This is a genomic window from Isoptericola sp. b408 (assembly GCF_030588085.1).
GTDB classification, from domain to species: domain Bacteria; phylum Actinomycetota; class Actinomycetes; order Actinomycetales; family Cellulomonadaceae; genus Isoptericola; species Isoptericola sediminis.
The window spans coordinates 116,248-142,468 of sequence record NZ_JAUQYQ010000005.1 but is presented as its reverse complement, the minus strand read 5'-3'; the positions used below and the strand labels follow the sequence as shown (position 1 = coordinate 142,468).

General features: G+C 75.2%; 24 protein-coding genes and 1 riboswitch. Of the genes, 14 read left to right on the top strand and 10 right to left on the bottom strand.

The genetic code is table 11. The features are described from left to right. Window positions 1–114: 114 nt before the first annotated feature. From Q6347_RS14260 to thiD, 4 genes are all read left to right on the top strand, one after another. The gene (locus Q6347_RS14260) at window positions 115–2,547 is read left to right on the top strand and encodes a glycoside hydrolase family 3 protein (RefSeq protein ID WP_304607696.1); all 2,433 of its coding nucleotides are present in this window, start codon (window positions 115–117) and stop codon (window positions 2,545–2,547) included. A 170-nt stretch (window positions 2,548–2,717) separates the two neighbouring features. Beyond that, window positions 2,718–4,145 (top strand): hemolysin family protein, encoded by a 1,428-nt coding sequence (locus Q6347_RS14255; RefSeq protein WP_304603929.1) that lies wholly within the window; start codon window positions 2,718–2,720, stop codon window positions 4,143–4,145. Next, window positions 4,142–5,146 (top strand): hemolysin family protein, encoded by a 1,005-nt coding sequence (locus Q6347_RS14250; RefSeq protein WP_304603928.1) that lies wholly within the window; start codon window positions 4,142–4,144, stop codon window positions 5,144–5,146. Before Q6347_RS14255 ends, Q6347_RS14250 begins: the two co-directional genes overlap by 4 nt. An 86-nt stretch (window positions 5,147–5,232) precedes the next feature. Then, window positions 5,233–5,328: riboswitch (TPP riboswitch) on the top strand. After that, entirely contained in the window at window positions 5,320–6,246 is a 927-nt protein-coding gene (thiD, locus tag Q6347_RS14245) for a bifunctional hydroxymethylpyrimidine kinase/phosphomethylpyrimidine kinase (RefSeq protein WP_369810862.1), read from the top strand. (Overlaps the previous riboswitch by 9 nt.) On the opposite strand, the gene Q6347_RS14240 is transcribed toward thiD, so the two are convergent. After that, window positions 6,222–6,863, bottom strand: a complete 642-nt coding sequence (locus Q6347_RS14240; RefSeq protein ID WP_304603927.1) for a class I SAM-dependent methyltransferase — start codon at window positions 6,861–6,863, stop codon at window positions 6,222–6,224. The two genes, thiD and Q6347_RS14240, sit on opposite strands and share 25 nt — an antisense overlap. Before the next feature lie 70 nt (window positions 6,864–6,933). Between Q6347_RS14240 and Q6347_RS14235 the strand changes: the two genes are divergently transcribed. Then, the gene (locus Q6347_RS14235) at window positions 6,934–8,796 is read left to right on the top strand and encodes an ABC transporter ATP-binding protein (RefSeq protein ID WP_304603926.1); all 1,863 of its coding nucleotides are present in this window, start codon (window positions 6,934–6,936) and stop codon (window positions 8,794–8,796) included. Then, window positions 8,793–10,619 carry an ABC transporter ATP-binding protein gene (locus tag Q6347_RS14230; RefSeq protein WP_304603925.1) on the top strand — a complete coding sequence of 609 codons (1,827 nt, stop codon included), beginning with the start codon at window positions 8,793–8,795 and terminating at the stop codon, window positions 10,617–10,619. The genes Q6347_RS14235 and Q6347_RS14230 overlap by 4 nt, the downstream gene beginning before the upstream one ends. Window positions 10,620–10,628: 9 nt before the next feature. Here Q6347_RS14230 and Q6347_RS14225 read toward each other — a convergent pair whose 3' ends face one another. Continuing rightward, window positions 10,629–11,585: a LysR family transcriptional regulator gene (locus tag Q6347_RS14225; protein WP_304603924.1), complete on the bottom strand. Its 957-nt coding sequence runs from the start codon at window positions 11,583–11,585 to the stop codon at window positions 10,629–10,631. Window positions 11,586–11,680: 95 nt separating this feature from the next. Here Q6347_RS14225 and Q6347_RS14220 point away from each other — a divergent pair, with 95 nt between their 5' ends. The 3 genes from Q6347_RS14220 to Q6347_RS14210 are packed head-to-tail and all read left to right on the top strand — an operon-like array spanning window position 11,681 to window position 14,773. Beyond that, on the top strand, window positions 11,681–12,676 hold the full coding sequence (locus tag Q6347_RS14220; protein ID WP_304603923.1) for a threonine/serine dehydratase: 996 nt from the start codon (window positions 11,681–11,683) through the stop codon (window positions 12,674–12,676). Window positions 12,677–12,685: 9 nt separating this feature from the next. Then, a complete protein-coding gene (locus tag Q6347_RS14215) occupies window positions 12,686–13,306 on the top strand; it encodes an L-threonylcarbamoyladenylate synthase (RefSeq protein ID WP_304603922.1) in 621 nt (206 codons plus the stop codon). A 57-nt stretch (window positions 13,307–13,363) separates the two neighbouring features. Beyond that, window positions 13,364–14,773 (top strand): UTP--glucose-1-phosphate uridylyltransferase, encoded by a 1,410-nt coding sequence (locus tag Q6347_RS14210; RefSeq protein WP_304607695.1) that lies wholly within the window; start codon window positions 13,364–13,366, stop codon window positions 14,771–14,773. Window positions 14,774–14,801: 28 nt separating this feature from the next. On the opposite strand, the gene Q6347_RS14205 is transcribed toward Q6347_RS14210, so the two are convergent. Continuing rightward, the gene (locus tag Q6347_RS14205; protein WP_304607694.1) at window positions 14,802–15,467 is read right to left on the bottom strand and encodes a YigZ family protein; all 666 of its coding nucleotides are present in this window, start codon (window positions 15,465–15,467) and stop codon (window positions 14,802–14,804) included. 50 nt (window positions 15,468–15,517) lie between these two features. On the opposite strand from Q6347_RS14205, the gene Q6347_RS14200 reads away from it, so the two are divergent. From Q6347_RS14200 to Q6347_RS14190, 3 genes are read left to right on the top strand one after another with little or no spacing between them, the layout of a single operon-like run. Beyond that, window positions 15,518–16,153: a transcriptional regulator gene (locus tag Q6347_RS14200; RefSeq protein WP_304607693.1), complete on the top strand. Its 636-nt coding sequence runs from the start codon at window positions 15,518–15,520 to the stop codon at window positions 16,151–16,153. Beyond that, window positions 16,150–17,454: an MFS transporter gene (locus Q6347_RS14195; RefSeq protein ID WP_304607692.1), complete on the top strand. Its 1,305-nt coding sequence runs from the start codon at window positions 16,150–16,152 to the stop codon at window positions 17,452–17,454. Before Q6347_RS14200 ends, Q6347_RS14195 begins: the two co-directional genes overlap by 4 nt. 4 nt (window positions 17,455–17,458) lie before the next feature. Further along, a complete protein-coding gene (locus Q6347_RS14190) occupies window positions 17,459–18,103 on the top strand; it encodes a hypothetical protein (RefSeq protein ID WP_304607691.1) in 645 nt (214 codons plus the stop codon). Between the two features lie 65 nt (window positions 18,104–18,168). Here the strand turns inward: Q6347_RS14190 and Q6347_RS14185 are convergent, their stop codons facing one another. From Q6347_RS14185 to Q6347_RS14155, 7 genes are read right to left on the bottom strand one after another with little or no spacing between them, the layout of a single operon-like run. Beyond that, on the bottom strand, window positions 18,169–18,855 hold the full coding sequence (locus Q6347_RS14185) for a GNAT family N-acetyltransferase (protein ID WP_369810861.1): 687 nt from the start codon (window positions 18,853–18,855) through the stop codon (window positions 18,169–18,171). Next, entirely contained in the window at window positions 18,843–19,409 is a 567-nt protein-coding gene (locus tag Q6347_RS14180) for a hypothetical protein (RefSeq protein ID WP_304607689.1), read from the bottom strand. The genes Q6347_RS14185 and Q6347_RS14180 overlap by 13 nt, the downstream gene beginning before the upstream one ends. Beyond that, window positions 19,406–20,803 (bottom strand): DUF58 domain-containing protein, encoded by a 1,398-nt coding sequence (locus Q6347_RS14175; RefSeq protein ID WP_304607688.1) that lies wholly within the window; start codon window positions 20,801–20,803, stop codon window positions 19,406–19,408. The genes Q6347_RS14180 and Q6347_RS14175 overlap by 4 nt, the downstream gene beginning before the upstream one ends. Continuing rightward, the gene (locus Q6347_RS14170) at window positions 20,800–21,783 is read right to left on the bottom strand and encodes a MoxR family ATPase (protein WP_304607687.1); all 984 of its coding nucleotides are present in this window, start codon (window positions 21,781–21,783) and stop codon (window positions 20,800–20,802) included. Before Q6347_RS14170 ends, Q6347_RS14175 begins: the two co-directional genes overlap by 4 nt. Next, the gene (locus tag Q6347_RS14165; RefSeq protein WP_304603914.1) at window positions 21,780–22,262 is read right to left on the bottom strand and encodes a hypothetical protein; all 483 of its coding nucleotides are present in this window, start codon (window positions 22,260–22,262) and stop codon (window positions 21,780–21,782) included. Before Q6347_RS14165 ends, Q6347_RS14170 begins: the two co-directional genes overlap by 4 nt. Continuing rightward, window positions 22,259–22,978 carry a DUF4129 domain-containing protein gene (locus Q6347_RS14160; RefSeq protein ID WP_304603913.1) on the bottom strand — a complete coding sequence of 240 codons (720 nt, stop codon included), beginning with the start codon at window positions 22,976–22,978 and terminating at the stop codon, window positions 22,259–22,261. The genes Q6347_RS14165 and Q6347_RS14160 overlap by 4 nt, the downstream gene beginning before the upstream one ends. Further along, a complete protein-coding gene (locus Q6347_RS14155; RefSeq protein WP_304603912.1) occupies window positions 22,975–24,171 on the bottom strand; it encodes a DUF3866 family protein in 1,197 nt (398 codons plus the stop codon). The genes Q6347_RS14160 and Q6347_RS14155 overlap by 4 nt, the downstream gene beginning before the upstream one ends. A 35-nt stretch (window positions 24,172–24,206) precedes the next feature. Here Q6347_RS14155 and Q6347_RS14150 point away from each other — a divergent pair, with 35 nt between their 5' ends. Both Q6347_RS14150 and Q6347_RS14145 read left to right on the top strand, forming a co-directional pair. Next, entirely contained in the window at window positions 24,207–25,247 is a 1,041-nt protein-coding gene (locus Q6347_RS14150) for a YafY family protein (protein ID WP_304603911.1), read from the top strand. Beyond that, entirely contained in the window at window positions 25,240–26,214 is a 975-nt protein-coding gene (locus tag Q6347_RS14145) for a YafY family protein (protein ID WP_304607686.1), read from the top strand. Before Q6347_RS14150 ends, Q6347_RS14145 begins: the two co-directional genes overlap by 8 nt. The last annotated feature ends 7 nt before the right edge of the window (window positions 26,215–26,221 follow it).

Below are 26,221 nucleotides of genomic sequence, written 5' to 3'. Positions count from 1 at the left end.
GCCGCGGGCGGGTCCCGGAGCGGTCCGGGACCCGCCCCCGGCGGCCGGGGCGGACGTCCGGTGCGCCGGACGGCCCGGACGTCCGCGCTCGCACGCGGCGCGTACAGTGTTCGGGTGAATCAACGAGGCGCAGGTATCGGCCAGATCGACAGCACGGACCAGCTCGCCCAGGGACGGGTACAGCTGCAGTCCACGGACACGTGGATCCCGGAGGGCATGGGGGAGACGTGCCGGCGCGCGGCGGCCGAGGGCATCGTGCTGCTGACGAACCGGAACGAGACGCTCCCGCTGGCTGAGAGCGCTACCATCGCGGTCCTCGGCCGGGTGCAGCGCGACTACTTCATGGTGGGCTACGGCTCCGGCGGCGACGTGCGCCCGCCGTACACGTGGAACCTGATCGATGCTCTGCAGGCGACCGACCTGCGGGTGGACGAGGCGCTGGCCGAGCGGTACGCGGCCTGGTGCGCGGACCACCCGGTCGACCCGGAGCCGGCCTGGGGCACCTGGCCGCGGTCGCACCCGGAGATGCCGCTGACCGCGGACGAGGTCGCGGCGGCCGCCGACCGCGCCTCCACCGCCGTCGTCGTCATCGGGCGCGCGGCGGGCGAGGCACGCGAGCAGGCGCTCGAGGAGGGCGGCTACTACCTGACCGCCGACGAGCGGGCACTGCTCTCCCACGCCAGCGCGGCGTTCGAGCGGACCGTGGTCGTCGTCGACACGGGCAACGTGGTCGACCTGGCCTGGACGCAGGAGTACGACCTCGACGCCGTGCTGCTGGCCTGGCAGGGCGGCATGGAGTCCGGGCGGGCCGTGGCCGACGTGCTCACCGGTGCGGTGCCCGCCGGGGGCAAGCTCACCGCGACGATCGCGACCGCGTACGACCGCTACCCGAGCGCCGGACACTTCGGCGGTCACGACCACAACGAGTACGTCGAGGACGTCTACGTCGGCTACCGATGGTTCGAGACCTTCGCCCCCGAGCACGTGCTGTTCCCGTTCGGCTACGGCCTGACCTACGCGAGCTTCGACGTCCGCGCCGAGGAGGTCGACACCCGCGACGGCGAGGTCGTGGTGCGAGCACGCGTCACGAACACCCACGGCGTGCACCGCGGCACCGAGGTCGTCCAGGCCTACGTCCGTGCCCCGCAGGGCGCCCTCGGCCGCCCGGCCCGGCACCTGGCCGCCTTCGGCAAGACCCGCGAGCTGGCGCCCGGCGAGTCCGAGACGCTCGAGCTGCGTTTCCGCCTCGACGACCTGGCGGCCTACGACGATACCGGCGCGACGGGCCACCGGTCGGCCTACGTCCTGGAGGCCGGCCGCTACGAGGTCCTCGTGGGCACCGACGTGCGCACCGCCGTGCCGTGCGGCGGTGCGCACGTCGCGGAGCTGCGGGTGGTGCGGCAGGTCACCGAGGCCGGCGCCGTCGCACCCGGGCACGCCTTCGAACGCGTCGTCGCCCGCACGGAGGGCGGTGAGGTCCGGGCGGCACGCGAGACGGTCCCGGAGGCGACGGTCTCGCGTCGGGACCGCGTGCTCGGTGCGCTGCCCGCGCCCGTCGAGCGCACCGGGGACCGCGGTGTCACGCTGGCCGACGTCGCCGCGGGGGACGCGTCGCTCGACGAGTTCGTGGCCCAGCTCGACGACGACGAGCTCGAAGCGCTGTCGCGGGGCGACTTCACGATGGACTCGAGCCTCGGCGCGCCGGGCAACGCCGGCGCGCTCGCCGGCACCGTCGAGTCCCTGCGGGCCAAGGGCGTCCCGGCGCTGACCACGACGGACGGTCCGGCCGGGATCCGCCTGGCCACGCACACCGCGCTGCTGCCCAGCGGCACCGCCCTGGCCTCGACCTGGAACCCCGAGCTGGTCACGACGCTGAACGCGCTGCTGGCCGTCGAGATGGCGGCGAAGGGGTCGGACATCCTGCTCTCGCCGGGGATGAACATCCAGCGCGACCCGCTCTGCGGCCGCAACTTCGAGTACTTCTCCGAGGACCCGCTGCTCACGGGCCGGATGGCGGCCGCCACGGTGCGCGGCATCCAGTCCGAGGGGCTGGCGGCCTGCCCCAAGCACTTCGCCGCCAACAACCAGGAGGACAACCGGGAGTACAACGACTCCCGTGTCTCGGAGCGGGCGCTGCGGGAGATCTACCTGCGGGGGTTCGAGATCTGCGTCGCCGAGTCGGCGCCGCGCACCCTCATGACCTCGTACAACAAGATCAACGGCGTCTGGGGTCACTACCACCACGACCTGGTCACCACGATCCTGCGCGGCGAGTGGGGCTTCGACGGCGCGGTGATGACCGACTGGTGGATGCGGGAGGCCGTCGACCCCGACTTCCCGGCCGTGACCAACGACGCCTACCGCGTGCGCGCCCAGGTGGACGTCCACATGCCCGGTGCGTGGGGGCGTGACGACCGGCACGGGGACGGGTCGCTGCTGGCCTCCCTGGCGGCCGCCGACGGCGTCACGCTCGGCGAGCTGCAGCGCACCGCGGCCAACGTGCTGCGCCTGGCGCTGTCGAACCCGCGGCTGTCCCCGGGCCGCTGACCTGCAGCGGCGCAGCGGCCGTCGTCGGCGTGGCCGACCCTGTCGTCCCGGGATACGATCCCGGGACGACAGCCGCTGGGAGGCGTGAGAGAACTCGTGAACAACCCTGCTGGTCCAGCAGACGGGCACCATCGTCATCGTCCGTCGTGCCGACCCTCCGGGGGTGACCGGTGCTGATCACCGTCGCCACCCTGCTCCTCGGGATCGTGGTCATCGCCGTCGTCATCGCGTTCAACGGGTACTTCGTCGCCCAGGAGTTCGCCTACATGTCGGTCGACCGGTCCCGGCTCGGCGCCCAGGCGGAGGCCGGGGACCGCAGCGCCGCCGACGCGTTGGCGGTCACGCGGCGCACGTCCTTCATGCTCTCGGGTGCCCAGCTGGGCATCACCGTGACCGGTCTGCTCATCGGGTACGTGGCCGAACCGCTCGTCGGGGAGTCCCTCGGTGAGATCTTCGGCGTCGTCGGCGTCCCGGCGGGCGTGAGCGTGGCGGTCGGCACCGTCGGGGCGCTCGCGCTGTCGACCGTGGCCCAGATGATCTTCGGCGAGCTGTTCCCCAAGAACCTCGCGATCGCCGCGCCCGACCCGTTGGCGCGGCGGCTCGCCCGCTCGACCCGGATCTACCTGGCCGCCTTCGGCTGGCTGATCACGGTGTTCGACCGCGCAGCGAACGGGCTGCTGCGCCTGGTGGGCATCGAGCCGGTGGACGACGTCGACTCCAGCGCGACCGCCCGCGACCTGGAGCACATCGTCGCCGACTCGCGCCACAGCGGTGACCTGCCCGAGGACCTGTCGATGATGCTGGACCGGATCCTCGACTTCCCGCAGCGCGACGTCGAGCACGCCATGGTGCCGCGCGCCCGGGTCGACACGCTGCACCCCGACGACACCGTCGGCGAGGCCCGGGCCGCCATGGCGCAGGCCCACACGCGGTACCCGGTGATCTCCGACGAGGACGAGCCGGTCGGTGTCGTGCACCTGCTCGACGTGCTGGCCGCCGGTGAGGCGCATGACACCCCGGTCGGCGACATCATGCAGCCGGCGACCGTCCTGCCGACCCTCATGCTGCTGCCGGACGCGCTCGCCGAGCTCACGGCGCGCCGCGACGAGCTGGCCTGCGTCATCGACGAGTACGGCGGGTTCGCCGGCATCCTCACCGTGGAGGACCTCGCCGAGGAGGTGGCCGGGGAGATCACCGACGAGCACGACGTCGAGCAGGCCGAGGTCGTCGAGCCGGAGGGCGAGGCGACCTGGCGCATGGGCGGGGACGTCCACCTGGACGAGGCCGAGCGGGTCCTCGACCACGATCTGCCCCGCGGCGACTACGAGACGATGTCCGGACTGGTGATCGCCGAGCACGGCAACCTGCCGGAGGTCGGGGAGACCGTGACCATCGAGCTCGCGACCGAAGCGGTCGAGCTCGCCCTGCACGAGCAGGTGCGGCGCCGGCTGAGCATCGAGGTGCTCTCCGTGGACCGCTACGTCCCGTCCCAGCTCCGGGTGACCTTGCACGAGGTCGAGGCACCGGCCGAGGACGAGGGGCACGAGAACGGGGACGTCGCGAGCGGCGACCTCGAGAGCGAGGGGGACCGGCGATGACGAACCCGTGGATCGTGCTGGCCGTGACGACGGCGCTCCTCGTGGCGAGCGGCTTCTTCGTGATCATCGAGTTCGCGCTGATCGGCGCGCGCCGGCACCGGCTGGAGGAGATGGCGCCGTCCAGCGGCGCGGCCCGCTCCGCGCTGCGGGCGACCAACGAGCTGACCGTCATGCTCGCGGGGGCCCAGCTCGGGATCACCGCCTGCACCTTCGCGCTGGGCGCCGTGACCAAGCCGGCCCTGGACGCCTGGCTCGGCCCCGGGCTCGAGGCGGTCGGCGCCCCGTACTGGCTCGCCGACACGGCCGCGTTCCTGCTGTCCCTGCTCGTGGTGACCTTCCTGCACCTGGTCCTGGGGGAGATGGCGCCGAAGTCCTGGGCGATCACCCACCCGGAGCGCTCGGCGATGCTCATCGCACCCCCGGCACGCGCGTTCATCTGGGTGTTCCGGCCGCTGCTGGGCTGGATCAACCGGATGGCGAACAGGCTGGTGGCCGCGACCGGCGTCGAACCGGTGGACCGGGCGGCCGTCGGGGGGCAGGACGCCGACACGATCCGTCACCTGGTCGACCACTCCACGAAGGAGGGGGCGCTCGACGACGCGCTCAGCGGCCCGCTGGCCGGTGCGCTCGACCTGAGCACGCGCGAGGTGTCCTCGTTCGTCAGCGCCGAGGCGGCACCCACGGCGGTGCCCGCCGACGCCGACGTGGCCGCCGTGCAGGAGGCCGCCCGACGCAGCGGCCACCTGCGCATCCTCGTCGACACCGGTGACGGCCCGCCCGGCATCGTGCACGTGCGCGACACGCTGCTGGAGCCCTCCGACCGCCTCGCCCGCGACCTCGCCCGACCGGCCTACGTGGTGCGCCCCCGGATGCCGGTCCACGAGGCGTTGTCGGGCATGCGCCGCGAGAGCGTGCAGCTCGCCGTGGTGATGGACGGCGACCTGCTGGTCGGCGTCGTCTCCCTCGAGGACGCGCTGGACCAGGTCATCCCGCGGTCCTGAGCCGGCACCACCGTTCGTCGGCACGCCGGTGCGCCCCTGCCCCCGTAGCCCCCGTCGCCCCACGGCGCCGGGGGCTACTACGGTGAGGAACCGACACGGGGTGCGCCCGTCGGGGCGCTGAGATCACACCCGTCGAACCTGAAGCAGCTCGCACTGACGAAGGGATGTCGCCGATGACGACGAACGCGCCGCACCAGCCGGTCACCGCAACCCCCCGCGGTCCCGTGCCGCGGGTGCTCGCGGTGGCGGGTTCCGACCCGTCCGGCGGGGCCGGCGTGCAGGCCGACCTGAAGTCGATCGGTGCCGCCGGCGGCTACGGCATGGCGGCCGTGACGGCGCTGACCGCCCAGAACACGTGCGGGGTCCGTGCCGTGCACGTGCCGCCGCCGGAGTTCCTGGCGGCGCAGCTCGCGGCGGTGTCGGACGACGTGGCCGTCGACGCCGTCAAGATCGGCATGCTGGCGACCGCCGAGGTCGCCGCGGTCCTGGCCGACTGGCTGCGCCGTACCCCCGCGTCGGTGCCGGTGGTGCTCGACCCGGTGATGGTGGCCACCTCGGGCGACCGGCTCCTGGACCCGGCGGGGGAGGAGGCCGTCCGCGGCCTGCTGGCGCGCTGCGACGTGGTCACCCCGAACCTGCCCGAGCTGGGCGTGCTGCTCGGCGAACCGTGCGCCGGGGACTGGTCGGCGGCCCTCGCCCAGGGCGCGCGGCTGGCGGCGCGGTGGCAGGTCCGTGTCCTGGTCAAGGGCGGTCACCTGGCCGGTGACCAGGCCCCGGACGCGCTCGTCGGGCCGGGCGGTGACGTGCAGCAGGTCGACGGCGTCCGCGTGGGCACCCGGCACACGCACGGGACCGGCTGCTCGTTGTCCTCCGGGCTGGCGACGCGGTACGTGCGCGAGGGGGACTGGCGCCGTGCGCTGATGGGCACCAAGGCGTGGCTGACGTCGGCCCTGACCGGCGCCGGTGACCTCGGCGTCGGCCGGGGGCGCGGGCCGGTGGACCACTTCGCGGCCCTGCGCGACGTCGTCGTGGCCGCCGGGGCCGAACCCGTCGGCGGGGGATGGGGTCCGGTGGCTCAGCGCGTGCCCGTCGACGTCTGACCGGACGCCGGTCGGCGGGCCACGACCTCGATCGTGTGCCAGTGCTTCGGGCCGCCGAAGGAGGTGCCGTCGGACTCGTGCTCGGTGACCTCGACCGTCTCCCACCCGGCGAACACCTCGTCGACCGCGGCGCGGTCGTGGAACGTCAGCCGGTCGGCGAGACCCGGTGCGCAGGCCCACTGGTCCCGTGGGCCGAAGAACGTGACCCCGCACCAGCCGCCCGGGCGCAGCGCGGACCGCAGGCCGTGCCAGACGTCCGGGAACTCCTCCGGGGGCACGAACGGCAGGGCGAAGGAGGCGTGCACCAGGTCGAGGCCGGGCAGCGGCAGCGCGGCACCGACGCCGACCCGTCGGACCCGGAGCGCGTGCCGGTGCCCGGGCGGCACCGCCGCCGTGACCCGGGCGACCGTCGACGGCGCCGGGTCGATCGCCAGCACCCGCCACCCGTGGCTCACCAGCGCCGCTGTCTCGACCCCGGCGCCGGCCCCCACGTCCAGCGCGAGCCGGCCCGCGCCGGGACCGGCGTGGCCGAGGAGCCGTCGGCACAGGTCACGGACCGGCCGCGTGCCCTGCCGGGCGTTGTAGGCGTCCCAGTGCTCGTCGTCGAAGCGGACCACGGGCCCAGGGTAGGCCCGCACCGGAGTGCCCGGAGCAACCGTGTCGGTGGGTGGTGCGAGAATCGATTCGATGCCCCCCACCGCGCGCGCCGACCGCCCCGCCAGCCCGTCCGTCCCGGCGGGGTCCGACCTGAGCACCCTCGCCTCCCTGCGCCGGTTGCTGCCCACCGTCCGTCCCGCGCTGCCGCGCCTCGTCGCCGGGCTGGTCGCGGCGCTCGGTGCCAGCCTGGCGGCCCTCGCGATCCCGCGCGTGCTGCAGGTGCTCGTCGAGGGTCCGTTGGCCGCCGGCGCGGCGGCCGGCGACCCTGCGGCGCTGCTGTGGCCCACGCTGGCCGTGCTCGCCCTCGGGCTGCTGGAGGCCGGACTGATCCTCCTGCGCCGCACGCTCGTGATGTACCCCGGCACGCGGGTCGAGGCGGCGCTGCGCACCACGCTGTTCCGTCACCTGCTCCAGCTGCCCGCCGCCTTCCACGACCGGTGGGCCGGTGGCCAGCTGCTCAGCCGCTCCATGACCGACCTGGGGCTGCTGCGCCGCTGGCTGGTCTTCGGGCTCCTGCAGCTGGTGGTCAGCACGATCACCGTCGTCGTCGGCATCGCCGTGCTGGTCGCCACGGCGGGATGGCTGGGGCTCGTCTACCTCGTCGGCGCGGTCCCCGTCGTCGTCATCGCCTACCGCTTCTCGCGCCGGTACCGCGTCATCGCCCGGACGTCCCAGGACCAGTCCGGCGACCTCGCCAACACCGTCGAGGAGTCCGTGCACGGCATCCGGGTGCTCAAGGCCTTCGGGCGCGGGGGCGACGCCCTGGAGTCCTTCACGGGACAGGCCGAGCAGCTGCGTCGCACCGAGATCCGCAAGGCCGGCAACCAGGCGACGGTCACCACCGCCCTGCACCTCATCCCCGAGGCCACCCTGGCGGTCTGCCTCGTCCTCGGCGTCTGGTCGGCCGCCGAGGGGCAGCTCACCGTCGGGGCCCTGGCCGCCTTCTTCCTCACCGCCGCCGTCATCAACGGTCCCGTCGTCGACCTCGGCATGACCCTGTCCATGACGCTCAACGCGCGGACCGCCGTCGACCGCTTCTTCGAGGTCGTCGAGACCGCGAACCCGCTGACGGACCCCGCCGAGCCCCGTGAGCTCGGCACCGTGCGCGGTGACGTCACGCTGCGTGACGTGACCTTCCGCCACGAGGCCGACGAGCCCCCGGTCCTGGACGGCGTCGACCTCGACCTGCCGGCCGGCACCACGACCGCGCTCGTCGGGCTCACGGGCTCCGGCAAGTCGACGCTGGCGATGCTCCTGCCCCGTCTCCACGACGTGACCACCGGGTCCGTCCGCCTCGACGGCATCGACGTGCGCGACCTGCGTCGCCACGACCTGCGTCGCGCGGTCGCCGTCGCCTTCGAGGAGCCGACGCTGTTCTCCACCACCGTCCGCGAGAACGTCCTGCTCGGTGTCGACGACTCCCTGCCCGCGCCTGAGCGGGAGCGGCTGCTGCACAGCTCCCTCGACGTCGCCCGGGCCGGGTTCGTCCACGACCTGCCCCAGGGTGTCGACACCCGGATCGGCGAGGAGGGCCTGTCGCTGTCCGGCGGGCAGCGGCAACGCCTGGCCCTGGCCCGCGCCATCGCGGCCCGGCCCCGCGTCCTCGTCCTGGACGACCCGCTGTCCGCACTCGACGTCACCACCGAGGAGGCCGTCACCCGCGGGCTGCGCGAGGTGCTGGCGGGCACCACGAGCCTCGTCATCGCCCACCGTCCCTCGACGGTCGCGCTCGCGGACCGGGTCGCCGTCCTGTCCGGCGGCCGCATCAGCGCGGTGGGCACCCACCGCGAGCTGCTCGCCCGCGACCCCCACTACCGCTACGTCGTCGCCTCGCTCGAGGAGGACTGGGTGGCCCACGAGCACGAGACCGACGTGACCCAGGAGGCGCGATGACCGCGGCCACCGGACGTCTGCGCCCCACCGACGCGCGGGCCGACGACGCCACCGACCTCGACCGGGGCACCTCCCGGGCCGTGCGGCGCCGCTCGCTGCACCTGCTCGGCCAGCTCCTGCGCCCCCGCGCCGGGGCGCTCGCCGGGGCCGGCGCGCTCGTGGTGATCAGCACGCTGGCCCAGGTCTCCGGGCCGTTGCTGGTCCAGGCCGCGATCGACACGGCGCTGCCCGCCCTGCGCGAGGGCGACCCGACCCGGCTGGTCCTCGTCGGCGGCATCTACGTGCTGGCGGCCGTGCTCGGCGGGCTGTGCGCGGGCGCCTACGTGCGTGCCGCGGCCCGGGTCGCCCAGAGCGTCCTGCTCGAGCTGCGCCGCCGCGTCTTCCGGCACACCCAGCGGCTCTCCCTGGAGTTCCACGAGTCGTACACGTCGGGCCGGGTGATCAGCCGCCAGACCTCCGACCTGGAGGCGTTGCGCGAGCTGTTCGACGGCGGGCTGACCGGCGTGGTCTCGTCGCTGATGCTCATGGTCTTCACCGCCGGCGCGCTCTTCTACGTCGACTGGCGCTCGGGGCTGGTGCTCCTGGCGGCCCTCGTGCCGGCCTGGCTCCTGACGCGCTGGTTCCAGCGCCGCTCGCAGCAGTCCTACCGCGAGCAGCGCACCGCCTCGGCACGGCTGATCGTGAAGTTCGTCGAGACCATGACCGGCATGCGCGCGGTCCAGGCCTTCCGCAGGGAGGCCACCGACGACGCCGAGTACGGCCGGCTCGGCGAGCAGTACCGCGACGCGAACCTGCGGATCTTCGGGGTCAACGGCCGGTACCAGCCGGGACTGGTGCTCATCGGGAACCTGACGGTCGCCGCCGCCCTCGCCTACGGCGGATGGCGCGTGGTCGAGGGCTCCCTGGACGTCGGCGCGCTCGTCGCCGTCCTGCTGTACGTGAAGCGGTTCTTCCAGCCCATCCAGCAGCTCGGCATGTTCTACAACGCGCTGCAGTCGGCCGTCGCCGCGCTCGAGAAGGTGTCCGGCCTGCTCGCCGAGGAACCCACCGTCGTCGAGCCGTCCGACCCCACACCCCTGCCGTCACCGCGCGGCGAGATCCGCCTGCAGGACGTCACCTTCGGCTACGGGGACGGCCCGGTGGTGCTGCCCCGGCTGGACCTGACGATCCCGGCCGGTCAGACCGTCGCCCTGGTCGGGTCCACCGGTGCCGGCAAGTCCACCCTCGCCAAGCTCGTCACGCGGTTCTACGACGCCAGCGCGGGACGGGTGCTGCTGGACGGCGTGGACGTCCGCGACGTCTCCGGCACCGACCTGCGCCGTGCCGTCGTCATGGTCACCCAGGAGGCCTACCTGTTCAGCGGGTCGGTGCGGGAGAACATCGCCCTGGGGAGGCCGGACGCCACCGACGCGGAGGTCGAGGCGGCGGCACGCGCCGTCGGTGTGCACGAGTTCGTGACGAGCCTGCCCGAGGGCTACGACACCGACGTCAACAAGCGCGGCGGCCGCGTGTCGTCCGGGCAGCGCCAGCTGCTCAGCTTCGCGCGGGCCTTCCTCGCGGACCCCGCGGTGCTGGTCCTCGACGAGGCGACCAGCTCGCTCGACATCCCGGGCGAGCGGCTGGTGCAGCGTGGCCTGCAGACCCTTCTGGCCGACCGGACCGCGATCATCATCGCCCACCGGCTCTCCACGGTGGACATCGCCGACCGGGTGCTCGTGCTCGAGCACGGTCGCGTCCTGGAGGACGGCGCACCGGCGGACCTGGTGGCCGCCGGCGGACGCTACGCGGCGATGCAGGCCGCGTGGCGCGACTCCGTGGCCTGAGACGGCAGGTCAGGCCGGGGCGGGTGCGGACGCCCCGATCGCGACGAGCTGGTCCACCAGCGCCCGCACCGGCGGCGACGGCTCGCCGACGGTCAGGGCGCGGACGGCGCGGCGCGCTCCCGGCAGCACCGCCGTGTCGACGTCCGGGTGGCGGTGGGCGCGCAGCGCCAGACCCGGCAGCAGGCTGACCCCCGCCCCGGCGGCGACCAGCGCCTGCACCGCGACGTAGTCGTCGGTCTCGAACGCGATCCGGGGCGCGTAGCCGGCGACGGCGCACCGTGCGACCAGGTCGGCGCGGCAGCGCTCGCAGCCGGCGATCCACGCGGCGTCCGCGAACGGGCGCAGCGGCGTCCACCCGTCGGCGGGGCCCTCGGGGGCGGGGGCTCCGCCGTCCGCCGTGCGCGTGACGAGGTGGACCTGGTCGTCGAGCACCGGTGTCGCGGTGAACGGCGACGGGTCCTGGACCGAGCGCTCGCCGGTGATGTCCTGGTGCTCGAACACGAGTGCCACGTCCACCTCACCGGCGCGCAGCGCGGCGACGGCCTCCGGTGGCTCCGCCTCGACGAGACTGACGCCGAGGCCCGGGTGGGCCTCGCGGAGCCTGCTGACCGCCTCGGGCACGAGCGTGGCGAGGGCGGACGGGAAGGCGGCCAGGCGCGCGCGTCCGGCCCGCAGCCCGGCCAGGGCGTCCAGCTCGCGCTGGGCGCCCTCGACGCGGGCGATGATCTCCTCCGCGCGATCCGCCAGGAGCTGGCCCGCCTCGGTGAGGCGGACGCCGCGGCCGACGCGTTCCAGCAGGGGCAGGCCCGCCTCCGCCTCCAGCCGGGCCAGGTGGTGGCTCACCGAGGGCTGGGCGTAGTGCAGGTCCCGGGCGGCCGCGGTCACCGAACCCGTGCGGGCGACGGCGGCCAGCACCCGGAGCCGGGTCAGGTCGAGCTGTGCCGGGGGAGGAGGGACGTCCGTCATGCCACCAGCCTACGAGTGATTCATCGATGGTTGCGATCCAAAGCTGCGAAGACAGGCATTGGACCGATGGGACGGTGCGGCGGACGATGGTGCACATGGCACCAGCACCGCCGACCATCGACGACGTGCGGGCCGCGCGGCAGCGGCTCGAGGGGCTCGTGGTGACGACGCCGACCACCGCCTACCCCGAGCTCGACCGGCGTGTCCGGGCCCGTGGGTCGGCGGGGACGTCCGTCGTCGTCAAGCACGAGAACCTGCAGCACACCGGTGCCTTCAAGGTGCGGGGCGCCCTCAACCTCGTGCGTCGAGGTCGCGGGATCGAGCACGGCGTCGTGGCCTACTCCACCGGCAACCACGCCCAGGCGCTGGCCTACGCCTCCGCCGCGGCGGGCGTGCCGTGCACGATCGTGATGCCGCGGGACCCCAACCCGGTCAAGGAACGCGCCGTGCGCGACCGAGGTGCCGAGGTCGTCCTGCACGGTGCGGACCTCGGCGAGGCCGCCGTGCACGCCCGGAGCATCGCGGACCGGCGCGGGGCGCGGCTCGTCAGCGCGGGGGACGAGCCGGAGCTCGTGGCCGGGGTCGCCACGGCGACCGTCGAGCTGCTGGAGCAGGCACCCGACCTGGACACGCTCGTCGTGCCGGTCGGCGGCGGCTCGGGTGCCGCGGCCGCCTGCCTGGTCACGGCGGCGCTCGCGCCGCACGTCGAGGTCGTCGGCGTGCAGTCGTCCGCCGCCCCGGCCGCGCACGACTCCTGGCGGTCCGGTGCGTTGCGGACCCGGCCCGTGAGGACCCGCGCCGAGGGGCTGGCGGTCGGGTGCGGCTTCGCCCTGACCCAGACGGTGCTGCTCCGGCACCTGGCCGACTTCCTGCTCGTGGACGACGAGGCGATCACCGAGGCCCAGCACGCCTACCTCACCGCGGCGCGCACGGTCGCCGAGGGCGCGGGCGCCGCGGCGCTGGCCGCGGTGCTGTCCTTTCCCGACCGGTTCGCCGGACGGCGCGTGGGGGTGGTGTGCAGCGGGGGCAACGCGCGCGAGGAGGAGCTGCTGCGCGCGTTGACGTGCGACGCGGCCGGTGCCGCGGCGTAACCTGGCCCGATGGCGCGCATCGTCGACATCCATCCGGTGGACCCGCAGCCGCGACTGGTCCGGCAGGTCGTGGACGCCCTGCGGGACGGGGCGCTCATCGCCTACCCGACCGACTCCGGCTACGCGCTCGGCTGCCGCATCGGGCAGCACGACGGCGCGGAGCGGATCCGGCGCATCCGGCGTCTGGACGCCAAGCACCACTTCACGCTCGTGTGCTCCGACTTCGCCCAGATGGGCCAGCTCGTCCGTCTCGACACCGCCGAGTTCCGGGCGATCAAGGCCGCCACGCCCGGTCCCTACACCTTCGTGCTCCCGGCGACGTCGGAGGTGCCCCGGCGGCTCGCGCACCCCAAGAAGAAGACCGTGGGGGTGCGCATCCCCGACTCGCGGCTGGTGCAGGAGATCCTGCGCGAGCTCGGCGAGCCGCTGCTCAGCTCGACGCTCATCCTGCCGGGCGAGGAGGAGGCCATGACCGAGGGATGGCAGGTCGCCGAGGAGCTGGACAGTGACGTCGATCTCGTCGTCGAGTCCGGTGAGGTGACCGCCGCTCCCACGACGGTGGTGGACTTCTCCGGCCCGACGCCGGAGGTCGTCCGCGAGGGCGCGGGGGATCCCGACCCCTTCCTGTGAGGACCCCACCACGACCCGCCCACGCGCTCGGCGCCCCTGGCGGCTAGGGTTCCTGGCATGAGCGATCGTGGACTCCAGCTGGCACAGGACAAGATGCGCGCGGCGGGTGTGGCCACCGCCGCGATCGACACCTTCACCCGGTTCTACCGGCTGCTGGAGGAGGGCGCCACGGGTCTCGTCCGCGAGGACGACGTCGAGCCGTTGACCGACCTGAGCCGCCACGCCGACCTCGACGTGACGCCGCAGGAGGCCGCCGAGGCGCTGGGTCGCACCGCGATCATCAAGCTGAACGGGGGTCTCGGCACCTCGATGGGCATGGACCGCGCCAAGTCCCTGCTGGAGGTCCGTCGCGACGCGGAGGGACGCTCGATGAGCTTCCTCGACGTCATCGTCGGCCAGGTGCGAGCCGCCCGGCGGGCCACGGGCGCACGGCTGCCGCTGGTGCTCATGAACTCCTTCCGGACGCAGGACGACACGCTCGCGGCGCTGGCTCCCTACGGCGACCTCGCCGTCGACGGCCTGCCGCTCGACTTCCTGCAGAACCGTGAGCCGAAGCTGCGGGCCGACACGCTCGAGCCGGTGGAGTGGCCCGCCGACCCGGCGATGGAGTGGTGCCCGCCGGGGCACGGCGACCTGTACCCGGCGCTGCACGCCGGCGGCGTGGTCCACGCCCTGCTCGAGGCGGGCTTCCGGTACGCGTCGGTGTCCAACTCCGACAACCTCGGGGCGACGCCCGACGGGGAGATCGCTGCGTGGTTCGCCCGGTCGGGCGCCCCGTACGCGGCCGAGATGTGCCTGAAGACACCGGCCGACGTCAAGGGGGGTCAGCTGGTGGTGCGCCGCTCGGACGGCCGGATCATCCAGCGCGAGACCGCGCAGACGCACCCGGACGACATGGACGCCTTCCTCGACGCGTCGCGCCACCGGTACTTCCACACCAACAACCTGTGGTTCGACCTGGAGGCGCTGGCTGCCGAGCTGGACCGGACCGGGGGAGTGCTCGAGCTGCCGCTGATCCGCAACGCCAAGACGGTCGACCCCACCGACGGCGACTCTCCCGAGGTGGTCCAGATCGAGTCGGCGATGGGCGCGGCGGTCGCGGTCTTCGACGGCGCCACCGCCATCGAGGTCGGCCGGGAGCGGTTCCTGCCGGTGAAGACCACCAACGACCTGCTGCTGCTGCGCTCGGACGTGTACGACCTCACCGACGACTTCCGCCTGGAGGCCACGGTCCCCGCGCCCCTGGTCCAGCTCTCGAAGACCTACAAGACGATCGGCGCGTTCGACGAGCGCTTCGCCGCCGGGCCGCCGTCGCTGCGCGGCGCCGACGGCCTCGCCGTGGCCGGCGACTGGACGTTCGGTGCGGACGTCACCGTCGTGGGCGACGCGATGCTGCCGGAACCGGACGGCGACGCGGGCACCGTCCCCGACGGGGCGACGATCACCGCGGACGGCGTGCAGGCCTGACCCGGGGCGGCCCGGCGCCGGGTGCGCGTCAGCCGTGCGCCGGGACGTCGACGATCCGCTCGGCACCCACGGTGGCCCGCAGCCGTCCGGCGGACGCGGCGGCGAGCTCGGCGTCGAGCGTCTCCAGCTCGGTCGGCGGGACGAGCAGCCGCAGTCGTGCGACCTCCGCGTACTCGGGGTCGTCCACGACAGCGCCGTGCGCGGCGCTCCAGTCGCGCAGCAGGTGGTCGATGCGGCCGGCATCGGCGTGCGGGGCGTCCACGGAGACCTCGCGCACCGTGCGGCGCTCCAGGATGCCGCCCCCGGCGTCGGCGGCGTCGACCGCTCCCGCCACGGCCGCGGAGTAGGCGCGCACCAGCCCGCCGGCACCCAGCAGGACCCCGCCGAAGTAGCGGGTGACCACGGCCACCACGTCGGTCAGGCGGCGGTGGCGCAGCACCTCCAGCATCGGGACGCCCGCCGTGCCGGACGGTTCGCCGTCGTCGGAGGAGCGCTGGGAGTCCGCGTGCGTGCCCAGCACCATGGCCACGCAGTGGTGGCGGGCGTCCCAGTGCTGCTTGCGGACCGCCGCGATCACGGCGTCGGCCTCGGTCTCGGACGCCACCGGCGCGAGGTGGGCGAGGAACCGCGACTTCTTGATCACCAGCTCGTGGTCGACGGGATCGGCGAGGGTGCGGGGCAGAGGAGCGGGCACACCCCCATCCTACACTTGCAAGAACTCTTTCGAAAGAATACTTTCGATACATGGAGACGCCCTCGACACCACCCTCGGTGCCCCCGCCCGGGAACGGGAAGCTCGTCCCGCCGTTCCCCGTGCGGAAGATCTCCGACCCCCGGGAGCTGCGCGCCCTCGCCCACCCGGTGCGGTTCGCCATCATCGACCTCCTCGCCGAAGGGCCGCTGACGGCCACGCAGTGCGCCGAACGGTTGGGGGAGACCCCGGCGAACTGCTCGTACCACCTGCGCCAGCTCGAGAAGTACGGGCACGTGTTCCGGGCGGACGGCGGGCACGGCCGCGAACGACCCTGGCGTGCGCGGGACGAGGGCATCACCTGGGACGAGGACGGTCCGGCGGGCGTGGCTGCCCGGGTCGCGCTGGACGAGGCCGTCGACGAGTTCCGGTTCGACGCCTGGCGGCGGTTCCGGCGGCGGCGGGCCGCGGAACCCGAGCCGTGGCGGCGAGCGGCGTTGTCCACCGACGTGGTGGCGTGGCTGACCCCCGCGGAGCTGGAGCGGGTCACGCAGGGCCTCTACGACCTCTTCGCGCCGTACGAGGAGCGGGACGCCGACCCGGCCGCGCGTCCGGAGGGTGCCCGCGCCGTCCGTCTCTTCGCCTACGCCTACCCCGGTGGTCCCGGCGCCGGCGAGGCGCACCGGTGATCGCGCCCGGGGTGCGGCCCGACGCCCTGGTGGCCGTGCGGCGGCGGTTCGTGGCGCTGGCCTTCCTGCGGTGGTTCCCCACCGGGCTGATCGTGCCCGTCATGGTCCTGCTGCTCCAGCAGCGCGGTCTCGACCTCGCCGCCGTCGGTCTGCTCGTCGCGCTGTACAGCGTCACCACGCTGGTCCTCGAGCTGCCGACGGGCGGGATGGCGGACGTCGTCGGCCGGCGCCCCGTGCTCGTGGCCGCCTCGGTGCTGTCCGTGGCCGCCTCGGTGCTCTATGCGACGGGCACCTCCCTGCTCGTGCTGGGGACGGCCTCGGTGCTGCTCGGTGTCGCGCGCGCCCTCGACTCCGGACCGTTGCAGGCCTGGTACGTCGACCGCGCGGAGGAGCTCGACGCGCAGGCCGACCTGCGACCCGCGCTCGGACGGGCCGGCGCCGCCGAGTCGCTCGGGCTCGGCGGGGGCGCGCTGGTCGGGGGTGTCCTCGTGGCCGTCTCCCCGTGGCCCACCGCCGGGACGGTGGTGGTCGCCCTGTCGACGCCGTTCCTCGTCGCCGCGGCCGTCGGGCTCGTGCACCTCGTGCTGGTCGTGGCCTGGGTGCGCGAGGTCCGCCCGAACGGCGCCTGCCGGCCACGCGACCTGGTCGCGGACGTCCCGCGGACGGTCGTCCGTGGGGTCGTGCTGGCTGCGTCCCGTGCACCCTTGCGCCGCATCGCCTCGTTCATGGTGGTGCTCGGGTTCGCGCTGGCGGGGATCGAGCTCCTCGCGCCGGCGGCCGCCGCCGCGCTGCTCGGCGGGGCGTCGAGCGCGGCCGCCCCCTACGCCGCCCTCGTCACGGCGGGGTTCTGCGCCTCCGCGGCGGGGGCGGCGCTGGCCCCCGCCGCTGCTCGCCTCGCGCGGTCGTCGCCCCGGGCGGTCGCGGTGTCGGCGGTCCTCGCGGCGGGCGCCCTGGCCGCGGTCGGGATCCCGGTCGCGGGAGTAGCGGCCGCGGCGTTCGTCGCCTTCTACCTGCTGCTCGGCGTCGGCGGGCCGCTGCTCGACGACCTGACGCACCGCGCCGTGTCGTCCCGGGAGCGCGCCACGGCCCTGTCGGTGAACTCGATGGTCCTGCAGGCCGGCGGAGCCGGGGCGGCGCTCGCCCTCGGAGCGCTCGTCACGACGACCTCTCGCGGCCTCGCGTTCGCCGTGGCGGGCGGCGTGCTCGCGCTGGGAGTGCTGGCCCTGGTGCGCTGGCCGCCCGCGGATCGTGGACACGCCGAGACCAGCGGGGATGAAAAAGTGTGCCAAGCGGCAGACTGAACCCATGACTCCGGAGACCACCGACCATCGCGCCCCGACCCGGTACCCGCGGCCGACCGTCTCGCTCGAGGAGGCGGACTGGGTCTGGCGCGAGCTGGCCGTCGAGGCCCTGCGACCGGAGGCCAAGCCCGAGACGGTGCGGCTCGCGGTCGTCGCCGGCCTGACGCGGAGCACCGGTGCGCGCTACGGCGACCTGCTGCGGGTGCGTGTCGAGGACCTCGACCTGGGGCCCGACGTGCTGGCCGGCCGAGGGCGCGTGGCCGGGGCCCGCGTGCCGGGGGAGGGGCGCGTCGTCGTGCGCCACGGGAAGCATCGCACCCCCCGTCGTCACCGCGTGCCGGGCGAGGTCGTCGTGGTGCTCCGGCACTGGGCCGTCGTGCGGACCGAGCTGGCCGCCGAGCTGGAGGGCTCCATACCCCGCGCGCTGCTGCTGACCGTGCACCACACGCACGACAACGGCACCACGGTCTCGAGCGGACTGCCGATCACGAAGCAGGGGCTGGTGCTCTCGTGGAGGCGGTTCGTCCATCGGACGAACGCGCGCCTCGGGGCGACGCGGCCTCCGCTGCCGACCCGTTTCGAGCAGGTGCGGCGCGCCTGGGTGGACGCGGGGATCCCCGATCCCGGTATCACACTCCCAGAAAAATAGTGTGCCAAGCACCAACGCCAAGCCCACCGACCGCGGAAGCGGTCACCAAGCCCGGAGAACCAGGGTCAGCCCCGCCCGGTCGGGAGACCCAGGACGGGCAGGTGCGGGGTCGAGGAGCTGAGCTCGACGAAGCCCAACCGGTCGTAGAACGCGCGGGCGCCGGTGTTGGCCGGGTCGTAGGAGAGGTGCACGCCGGGGGCGCCGCGCGCCGCGAGGGCGTCGCACAGCGTGCGCACCAGCCGTCGGCCCAGGCCACGTCCCTGGGCCTCGGGGACCAGGTCGATGTGCAGGTGCGCCGGGTACGTGCGCAGGTCGGCCGGGTCGAGACCGCGGGTCATCCGCTCGGGGTCCGTGCCGTCCCGCCACAGGGCCTCCTCGGTGTACCCGGGTGCCGCAGCGGTGACGTCGCCGACCTCCGGATGGCGTGCCCGGAACGACGGCGTCCACTCCTGACGCCACCAGTCGACGAACGCCGTGGTGTCCGGTGTCCCGAGGACGTAGCCGATCAGCCGTCCGTCGTCCACGACCAGCGGGTCGGTGGTCCCGTCGGCGTCGCGGTCGACGACCACGAACGCGAGGTCCGGGGCGTGCTCGACGTAGGGGAGGGCGTAGACGTCGGGCATGAGCGAGTCGTCGGAGTAGACGCCCCGGGCGTCACCCCCGCCGGCAGCCGTCCGGACGCAGATCTCGGCCACGGCCGAGCGGTCGGACGATCGGTAGGGACGGATCTCGAGGCTGCTCACGGCGTCCATCGTGGCAGAGTCCACCAGGCCAGGACGACGAGTGCGAGGCCCCCCAGCACCAGCAGGGCACCAGCGGTCCAGGCGGTGGCGGCCCATGCCACGGCGGCGACCACCGTCGACACGGCGACGATCAGCAGGTCACGACCGACCGTCCCGCGCAGCGCCGCGACCTCGACCAGGGTTCCCCCCGCGACGTGCTCGGCCCACCACCCCAGACGCACCGTCAGGAGGGCCGCCGGGAGCAGCCAGAGGACGGCGGGGTCGAAAGGCGCCGACCGCGAACCGAGCAGGAGGAGCGCGCTGACGACGACCGCGAGATGGGCCGGCACGCGGCCCGGGCGCACCAGCGACCACCCCCCGACCGACCCCGCGCCCACGAGCGCGAGCTCGAGGATCACGTCGGTGCGAGCGGCGGTCAGGAGCAGGAGCCCCGTCGCGGCGCACGCCGCGGCGATCCGCAACCACACGCCGCGCACGGCGGTGCCGTGCTCCACCTGCACGGTGGGCATCGGACGGTCGTGGCGCCGGTGCCGCCAGTCCTGGAGCTCCGCGCGCAGCGTCATACCGCACCCCCGGCGACCTGCGCCCGGTGGACGTGCGCGCTGTGGTGGCGCTCGGAGGCCTTGACCAGGGCCTCGAACCTGGCCGCGGCGCGCGTCCGCTCCGTCGCCCGCCACGGCACCACGGGCGTGCCCTCGGCGACCAGCTGGCGGAGCCTGTCCTCCCGCTCCATCGAGGTCACGCGCCAGGCGATCTGCATGTGCGGCTCGGTGACCGGCCGCAGCGCCGGCAGCGTGTCGACCAGCACCACACGGTGCCCCTGCTCGCGCCAGGTGCGCGCCAGCACCACCGGCTCGTCGTCCAGCACGGTCGAGAAGAGGAACACCACGGCGTCGGCCGGGAGCTGAGGGGGACGCAGGCGTCGTGCGGGGCTCCCCAGCGGGCTGGTCATCGCCAGGCCGTGCAGGATCCTGCGCAGGTGCCGGCGTCCGGCCGCGGGCGGCAGCGGTCGACGACGACGTCCCAGGTCCTGCAGCCCCACCCGGTCCCCGGCGTCGACCACGGCGCGGGCGACGGACGCGGCGGCCTGCCGGGCCAGGTCCAACGACGTCGCCTCGTCGACCCGTTGCTCACCCTGGCCGCGCCAGGTGCGCAGGTCGGGACCCACGTCGTCCCGGGAGTCGACCACGAGCATCGTCGTGGCCTCCGCGGTCGCGTACGTGCGGCGCACGGACAGCTCGTCGAGGTCCGGTGACCGACGCGCGGTCGTGCGCCAGTCGATGCGACGGAGCCGGTCACCCGGGGTGAAGGGGTGGACGTCGCGCAGCTCGTCCCCGGCGCCGAGCCGCCGGGACGTGTGCGGCCCGGTGAGCCCTCGCATCCGCGGGGGCAGCGGCACCCGCCCGAGCGGGACCGCCGTGGGCAGCACGAGACGGGTCGCGCCAGCCGTCCGCACCGGGTCCTCCGCCGTCGTCCCGCCGGGACCGTAGCCGCGCAGGTCCACGACGAACGTCGGCTGCGGCCCGGTGCGCACGGTCGCGGAGCGCAGCACGATCTCTGCCCGGTCTGCCGCGACCACGAGATCCGTCGACTCGTGCCCCGGGGCCGCGGCGCGCAGCACGACGAGCTCGGCGCCGGAGGGAGGGTCGAGACGGACCGTCGCCCGGATCTCACCGGGTGCGGTGGGCTCCTCGGGCGAGACCACCGTCGCCGCGGTGGGTCGGTCGGGCGCGTCTCCCCGGGGCGCGCCGGGACGGCCGCCCCAGGTTCCGGACAGCAGCAGCGGCACACCGAACGCGGCGACGTCAGCGCGCCCGGCGAGGAGCCCCGCACCGAGCACGACGACGCCCACCACGGTCCCGAGGACCGCCGTGGGCGTCCGGCGCCACACCGGTTCGGCCCCGGTCCGTGCCCCTCGGTCCAGCGCGCGGTCGCGGAGGGTCGCCCCGAAGGTCACCGCGCGGCTCCGACGGTCGCCGGACCGGGCACGGAGGCCAGCAGCTCGCGCACGACGTCCTCGGGGCGGGTCGCGGCCGCCCACGCCATGGGGGTCAGCGTCAGCCGGTGCGCGAGGACCGGGACGGCGACCCGCTTCACGTCCTCCGGCAGCGTGTAGTCACGGCCGTCCAGCACCGCCACGGCACGCGCCATGAGCAGCAGGTTCTGCGAACCGCGCGGGGAGGCGCCGACCTCCAGCGCCGGGTGGGCGCGGGTCGCGGCCGTCAGCGCCACGCAGTAGTCGACGACGTCCTCGTCGACGGCGACGGCCTCGACGCCGGCCTGCATGGCCCGGACGGTGTCCGCGTCGACGACGCGACCGACCTCGGCCGCCTCCTGCCGACGGGCCACGCGACGCAGCAGGACGTCGCGCTCCTGCGCGGCACCCGGGTAGCCGACGGCGAGCCGCACCATGAACCGGTCGAGCTGCGCCTCGGGCAGCGGGTAGGTGCCCTCGTACTCGACCGGGTTGGACGTCGCCACGACGTGGAACGGGGCCGGCAGCGGCCGGGTCACGCCGTCCACCGACACCTGGCGCTCGGCCATCGCCTCCAGCAGCGCCGACTGCGTCTTGGGGGCCGTCCGGTTGATCTCGTCCGCGAGGAACAGGCCGGTGAAGACCGGGCCCGGCCGGAACACGAACTCGCGCGTCGCCGGGTCGAAGACGCTGGAGCCGGTCACGTCGCTGGGCAGCAGGTCGGGCGTGCACTGCAGACGCGCGAAGTCGAGACCGAGGGCGGTCGCGAGCGAACGCGCCGCGAGGGTCTTGCCGAGCCCTGGCACGTCCTCGAAGAGCACGTGCCCGCCCGCCAGCACCGCCGCGAGCGCCAGCTCGAGGGCGTCGCGCATGCCGACGACGGCGGTGCCGATCTCGTCGAGGACGGCGTCGGCGTGGGCGGCGACGGCCGGGACGGGCAGGGCGGCGGGGGTGTCGGTCATCGGGTGGGCCTTCCGGATGGTGGTGCGTCGGTGGTGAGGCGGTCGAGGTCGTCGAGCCAGCGGTGCAGGGTGCGGGCGGTGGGCGGCTCGGGGGAGAGGAGGCCGGCGAGGGTGTCGGCGCCGAGCAGGGCGGCGGCGTCGTCGTACCGGTCGGGGTCGTGCGGGTCGATGCCGCGGGCCCGGAGCCGGTGCGCCGCGAGCTCGCGGACGCGACGCGTGACCCGGGGGGAGACGCGGCCGTTGCGGGTGAAGGCGGCCCAGGCGAGGTCGGAGACGTCGCGGCGGGCGCCGTGGCGTTCCTCGGTGGGCGGGGGCGGCCAGTCGGCGTGGTCGCCGTCGTCGAGCGCGGCCCACGCCTGCCGCAGGGCGAGCAGCGCGGCGGGCAGCAGGACGGCGTGCACGGGGTCGAGGGTGTCGCTGAGGGCGAGGAGCAGCGCGGCGGCGACGGCGAGGGCGGCCGGCAGGTACCGGCGGGTCACGGGGTGCGGTCCGCGGTGGGGGCGGTGGCCAGTCGCCGGGCGATGCGGGTCAGGGCGGCGCGGGCGTCGTCGACCTGGGCGTCGGTGGTGGGGTGGTCGGCGAAGCGTGCCTGCTGGTACAGCCTGCGCAGGGTGGTGACCTCGGCGGGCGGTGCGGGGGTGCGCGCGAGGAGGTCCTGGGTGTACTCGGTGGGGGTCTGGGCGGGGTCGCGGGGAGTGCCGTGCTGGGCCGCAGCGTCTTCGAGGGCGACCCAGGCGGCGACGACGGCGTCGTGGGGCGTGCGGGCGTCCTCCAGACGGCCGAGGGCGCGGGTGACGGCGTCGTCGAGCGCGGGCAGGGGGACGGAGGGCGCCTCGGTGCCGGCCAGCGCGGCGCCGGCCGCGGGCTGGTCGGGGTCCTGGGGGGCGGGTGGGGCGGCCTGCAGCATGGTGAGGACGCGACGGGCGACGAGGGCGAGCAGGAGGAACGCGACGGCGGCGCCGACCAGCAGCAGGACGGTGAGCAGGGAGTCGTCGGGTTCGGTGGTCTGCAGGTCCTCGACGGGCGAGGGCACGACGCTGGGGGTGGGCCCGTCGGGCAGGTCGAGGCCGCCGAGCCCGGCCAGGGCCGTGGGCATCCGGACCTGCCAGGGGGTGGCGGTGGCGGCGCCGAGGACGACGAGGGCCGCGAGGCCGGTCAGCAGCAGCGGCCGGCCGCCCGGGTGCGGGCGGTTCATGCGACCTGCTGGGCGTGCCGGCCGGCGGCAGCCACGGCGACGAAGGCGGCGGGGTCGTCGTGCAGCCCGCGCCCCATCGTGGACAGCCGGGCCGGGGAGCGGTCGAGCGCGTCGAGCAGGTCGGTGTCCGCGTCGACGTCCACGAGGCGGTGGCGGTCCGCGAGGGTGCGGGCCTGGTCGTGGAGGCGGCGGGTGAGCCCGGCACCCCAGCCGGGCCGGTCCTCGAGCGCGGCGCTGGGGTGCGGCACGACGACGTCGGCGGGGGCGAGCGCGACCCGGCCGTAGGCGGTCAGCGAGTGGTGCGAGACGCCCAGGTGCCGGTCGCGCGGGTCGGCGCCGGAGACGCGCAGCGAGGCGACGGGGGTCCCGCCGAGCGTGGCCACGGCGTTGAGGGCGTCCCCGGCGGCCACCCCGGAGAACCCCCACCGGGTGCCGGTGCCGAGGTTGCCGGGGCCCTGGGCGACGACGACGAGGTCGGCGCCGACGACGTGACGGGCGGCGAGCAGCCCGGTGTGCACGGTGACGGCCTCGTGGTCGCCGCCGAAGGCCTGCCCGACGGTGATGGTGGCGGCCAGCCATCCGGTGTCGCGCAGCGCGGCGACGGTGCGCGAGAAGGCGGCGGGCAGGGCGCCGCCGTCGGTCATCACGTAGGCGACGCGGGGGGCGGGGCGGCCGGCCTGCTCGGCGGCGTGGCGGGCCCCGGCCACGACCGCCGGCAGCGCGGAGTGCAGGTCGGCGACGACGACGGGTGTGCCGTCGAGGTCGTCGGCGTCGCGCAGCAGCTCGTGGTGGGCCGACTCCTGCTCGTCGACGCCCAGCACGAGGGCCTGCAGGGGCGTGTAGCGGGCCTTGACCAGGTGACCCGGACCGGGGGCGGGGTCGCCCGGCAGCGCGGCGGCGTCGGTGGGGGCGACCACGAGGGCGTACCCGCCGGTACCCAGGCCGCGGGCCAGGGCCGAGACGTTCAGCGCGACCGGGTCGCCGACGGCGGGCGTGCCGACGAGCGTGGTGTAGGCCAGCGCCCGCACCTCGCGCGGCGGCGTCCCGTCGTCGGGACCCGCGGGCAGCGGGTCGTCGAGCCGCACGCGCAGCTCCGCGGCGCCGGGCCACGACCGTCCGGTGGCGGTCACGACGCCGGTGCGCCAGGTCACGTGGTCGGCTGCGGTTCGGTGCTGCGTCGGCCCTGTCGTCACCCGCCCGAGCGTACCGGGGGATAGCGTGGTGGCCGATGGCTGGTGAGATCGCGGCGGGCGGGCCGCCGACACGACCCGACGAGCGGCTGCTCAACCTCGTCATCGCGCTGGTGAACACCTCGGCGGCGATGACGAAGCAGCAGGTCCGCGCGGGCGTGCACGGCTACGACGCCGCGGCCTCGACCGAGGCGTTCGAGCGGATGTTCGAGCGGGACAAGGACACGTTGCGTGCGCTCGGGGTGCCGATCGTCACGGTCGAGGGCAGCGGGCACAGCGACGAGGTCGGCTACCGCATCGACAACGAGGCCTACGCCCTGGGCGCGGTCGACCTCACCCCGGCCGAGCTGGGGGTGGTCGCCCTGGCCGCCCAGCTGTGGTCCGACAAGACGCTGCGCACCGACATGTCGCGGGCGATGACCAAGCTCGCCGCCGCCGGCGCCGGCGACGCCGTCGGGGACGCGGTGGCCGGGCTGACACCCCGGGTGCGGGCTGCCGGCGACGCCTACGGGCCGCTGCTGGAGGCGATCTCCGAACGGCGGGTCGTCAGCTTCCGCTACCGCGCCGCCTCCACCGGGCAGGTGCGCACCCGGCAGGTCGAGCCGTGGCGCATCGCCGCCCGCGGCGGTGGCTGGTACCTGGTGGGCCACGACCGCGACCGGGACGCCGAACGCGTCTTCCGGCTCTCGCGCATCGAGGGCCGGGTCCGCCTCGGCGCGACGCCGCACGCCTACGAGCTGCCCGACCGGGTGGACGTCGACGCGGCCCTGGGCGCCCGCGTGCGCCACGACAGCACCGCGCTGCTCGCGGTGGTGCCCGAGCGCGCCACCGCGCTGCGCGCCCGGGCGGCGGACACCGTCCCGGCGGTCGCGCGTCCCGGCACCCCGGCGGCTCCTGCCGGGCGGGACCTGGTCACGGTGCCCTACGGCAGCCTGACGACCTTCGCCGACGAGGTCGCGGGCTACGGCGCGGCCGTGGTCGTGCTGGACCCGCCCGACCTGCGCGCCGAGGTGCTGCGCCGGCTGCGGGCCGCCGCCGCCCTGTCCACGCGCCCGGAGGAGGAGGCCGACCGTGGCTGAACGCGCCGACGACCGGCTGGTGCGCCTGCTGGGCATCGTCGCCTACCTCGACGGCGCCGGCCCGGTCGACGTCGAGGAGCTCGCCCACCGGTTCGGCGTCACCCCGGCCCGGCTGCGCGAGGACATCGACGCCCTGTGGGTCTCCGGCACGCCCGGCTACATGCCCGACGACCTCATCGACTTCGACGCGTTCTCCCTGGAGGAGGGGCTGGTCAGCCTCACCCAGTCCCGTGGCCTGACCCGCCCCCTGCGGCTGGGCACCCGGGAGGCCGTCGCGCTCGTGGCCGCCCTGCGCGCCATGAGCACCACCCCCGCCGTGCAGGCCGACCCGGCCCGGGCGGCCGTGGTCACCGGCGCGCTGGACAAGCTCACCGCCGCCACCGGCGAGGCCGCGAGCGCCGTGGACGTGCGCCTGGGCGGCCCGGAGGACGTGGCGACGCTGGGGGTGCTGTCGCAGGCGCTGGCGGCCGGGCGCCGGGTGCGGCTGCGGTACGTGGACGCGGCGGACGTCACCAGCGAGCGGGACGTGGACCCGTGGCGGCTGCTGACGCAGTCGGGGGCGACCTACCTGGTGGGCTGGTGCCACCGCGCCGGGGGGCGGCGCACCTTCCGGGTGGACCGGGTGCTGGGCGCCGAGCTGCTGGACGTGCCGGTGGAGGCGCGCGGGACGGACGCCGACGTGGACGTGGCCGCGCAGGTGGTCGCGGACGCCGCCGGGCGGGCGCGTGAGGCGCGGGTGCGCTGGCGCTCGGCGGCGCGCTGGGTGGCCGAGGAGGTGCCGGTCGAGGAGGTCACGGACCTGGCCGACGGGTCGTTCGAGGTGCGGCTGCGGGTGACGAACCCGGCGTGGCTGCGCCGGCTGCTGCTCACCCACGCGGTGGACGTGCTGGCGGTGGAGCCGCCGCAGGTGGCCGCGGAGGTGGCCGCGGCGGCGCGGGAGGCGCTGGCCGCCTACGACGAGGGCTAGGCTGGCG

Bases quoted from the DNA above. Each gene is read 5' to 3' on its own strand.
- Q6347_RS14250 (WP_304603928.1), top strand. From the start codon at position 4,142: ATGACGAACCCGTGGATCGTGCTGGCCGTGACGACGGCGCTCCTCGTG.
- thiD (WP_369810862.1), top strand. From the start codon at position 5,320: ATGACGACGAACGCGCCGCACCAGCCGGTCACCGCAACCCCCCGCGGT.
- Q6347_RS14235 (WP_304603926.1), top strand. From the start codon at position 6,934: ATGCCCCCCACCGCGCGCGCCGACCGCCCCGCCAGCCCGTCCGTCCCG.
- Q6347_RS14230 (WP_304603925.1), top strand. From the start codon at position 8,793: ATGACCGCGGCCACCGGACGTCTGCGCCCCACCGACGCGCGGGCCGAC.
- Q6347_RS14225 (WP_304603924.1), bottom strand. From the start codon at position 11,585: ATGACGGACGTCCCTCCTCCCCCGGCACAGCTCGACCTGACCCGGCTC.
- Q6347_RS14220 (WP_304603923.1), top strand. From the start codon at position 11,681: ATGGCACCAGCACCGCCGACCATCGACGACGTGCGGGCCGCGCGGCAG.
- Q6347_RS14215 (WP_304603922.1), top strand. From the start codon at position 12,686: ATGGCGCGCATCGTCGACATCCATCCGGTGGACCCGCAGCCGCGACTG.
- Q6347_RS14210 (WP_304607695.1), top strand. From the start codon at position 13,364: ATGAGCGATCGTGGACTCCAGCTGGCACAGGACAAGATGCGCGCGGCG.
- Q6347_RS14200 (WP_304607693.1), top strand. From the start codon at position 15,518: ATGGAGACGCCCTCGACACCACCCTCGGTGCCCCCGCCCGGGAACGGG.
- Q6347_RS14190 (WP_304607691.1), top strand. From the start codon at position 17,459: ATGACTCCGGAGACCACCGACCATCGCGCCCCGACCCGGTACCCGCGG.
- Q6347_RS14185 (WP_369810861.1), bottom strand. From the start codon at position 18,855: ATGGACGCCGTGAGCAGCCTCGAGATCCGTCCCTACCGATCGTCCGAC.
- Q6347_RS14180 (WP_304607689.1), bottom strand. From the start codon at position 19,409: ATGACGCTGCGCGCGGAGCTCCAGGACTGGCGGCACCGGCGCCACGAC.
- Q6347_RS14170 (WP_304607687.1), bottom strand. From the start codon at position 21,783: ATGACCGACACCCCCGCCGCCCTGCCCGTCCCGGCCGTCGCCGCCCAC.
- Q6347_RS14160 (WP_304603913.1), bottom strand. From the start codon at position 22,978: ATGAACCGCCCGCACCCGGGCGGCCGGCCGCTGCTGCTGACCGGCCTC.
- Q6347_RS14150 (WP_304603911.1), top strand. From the start codon at position 24,207: ATGGCTGGTGAGATCGCGGCGGGCGGGCCGCCGACACGACCCGACGAG.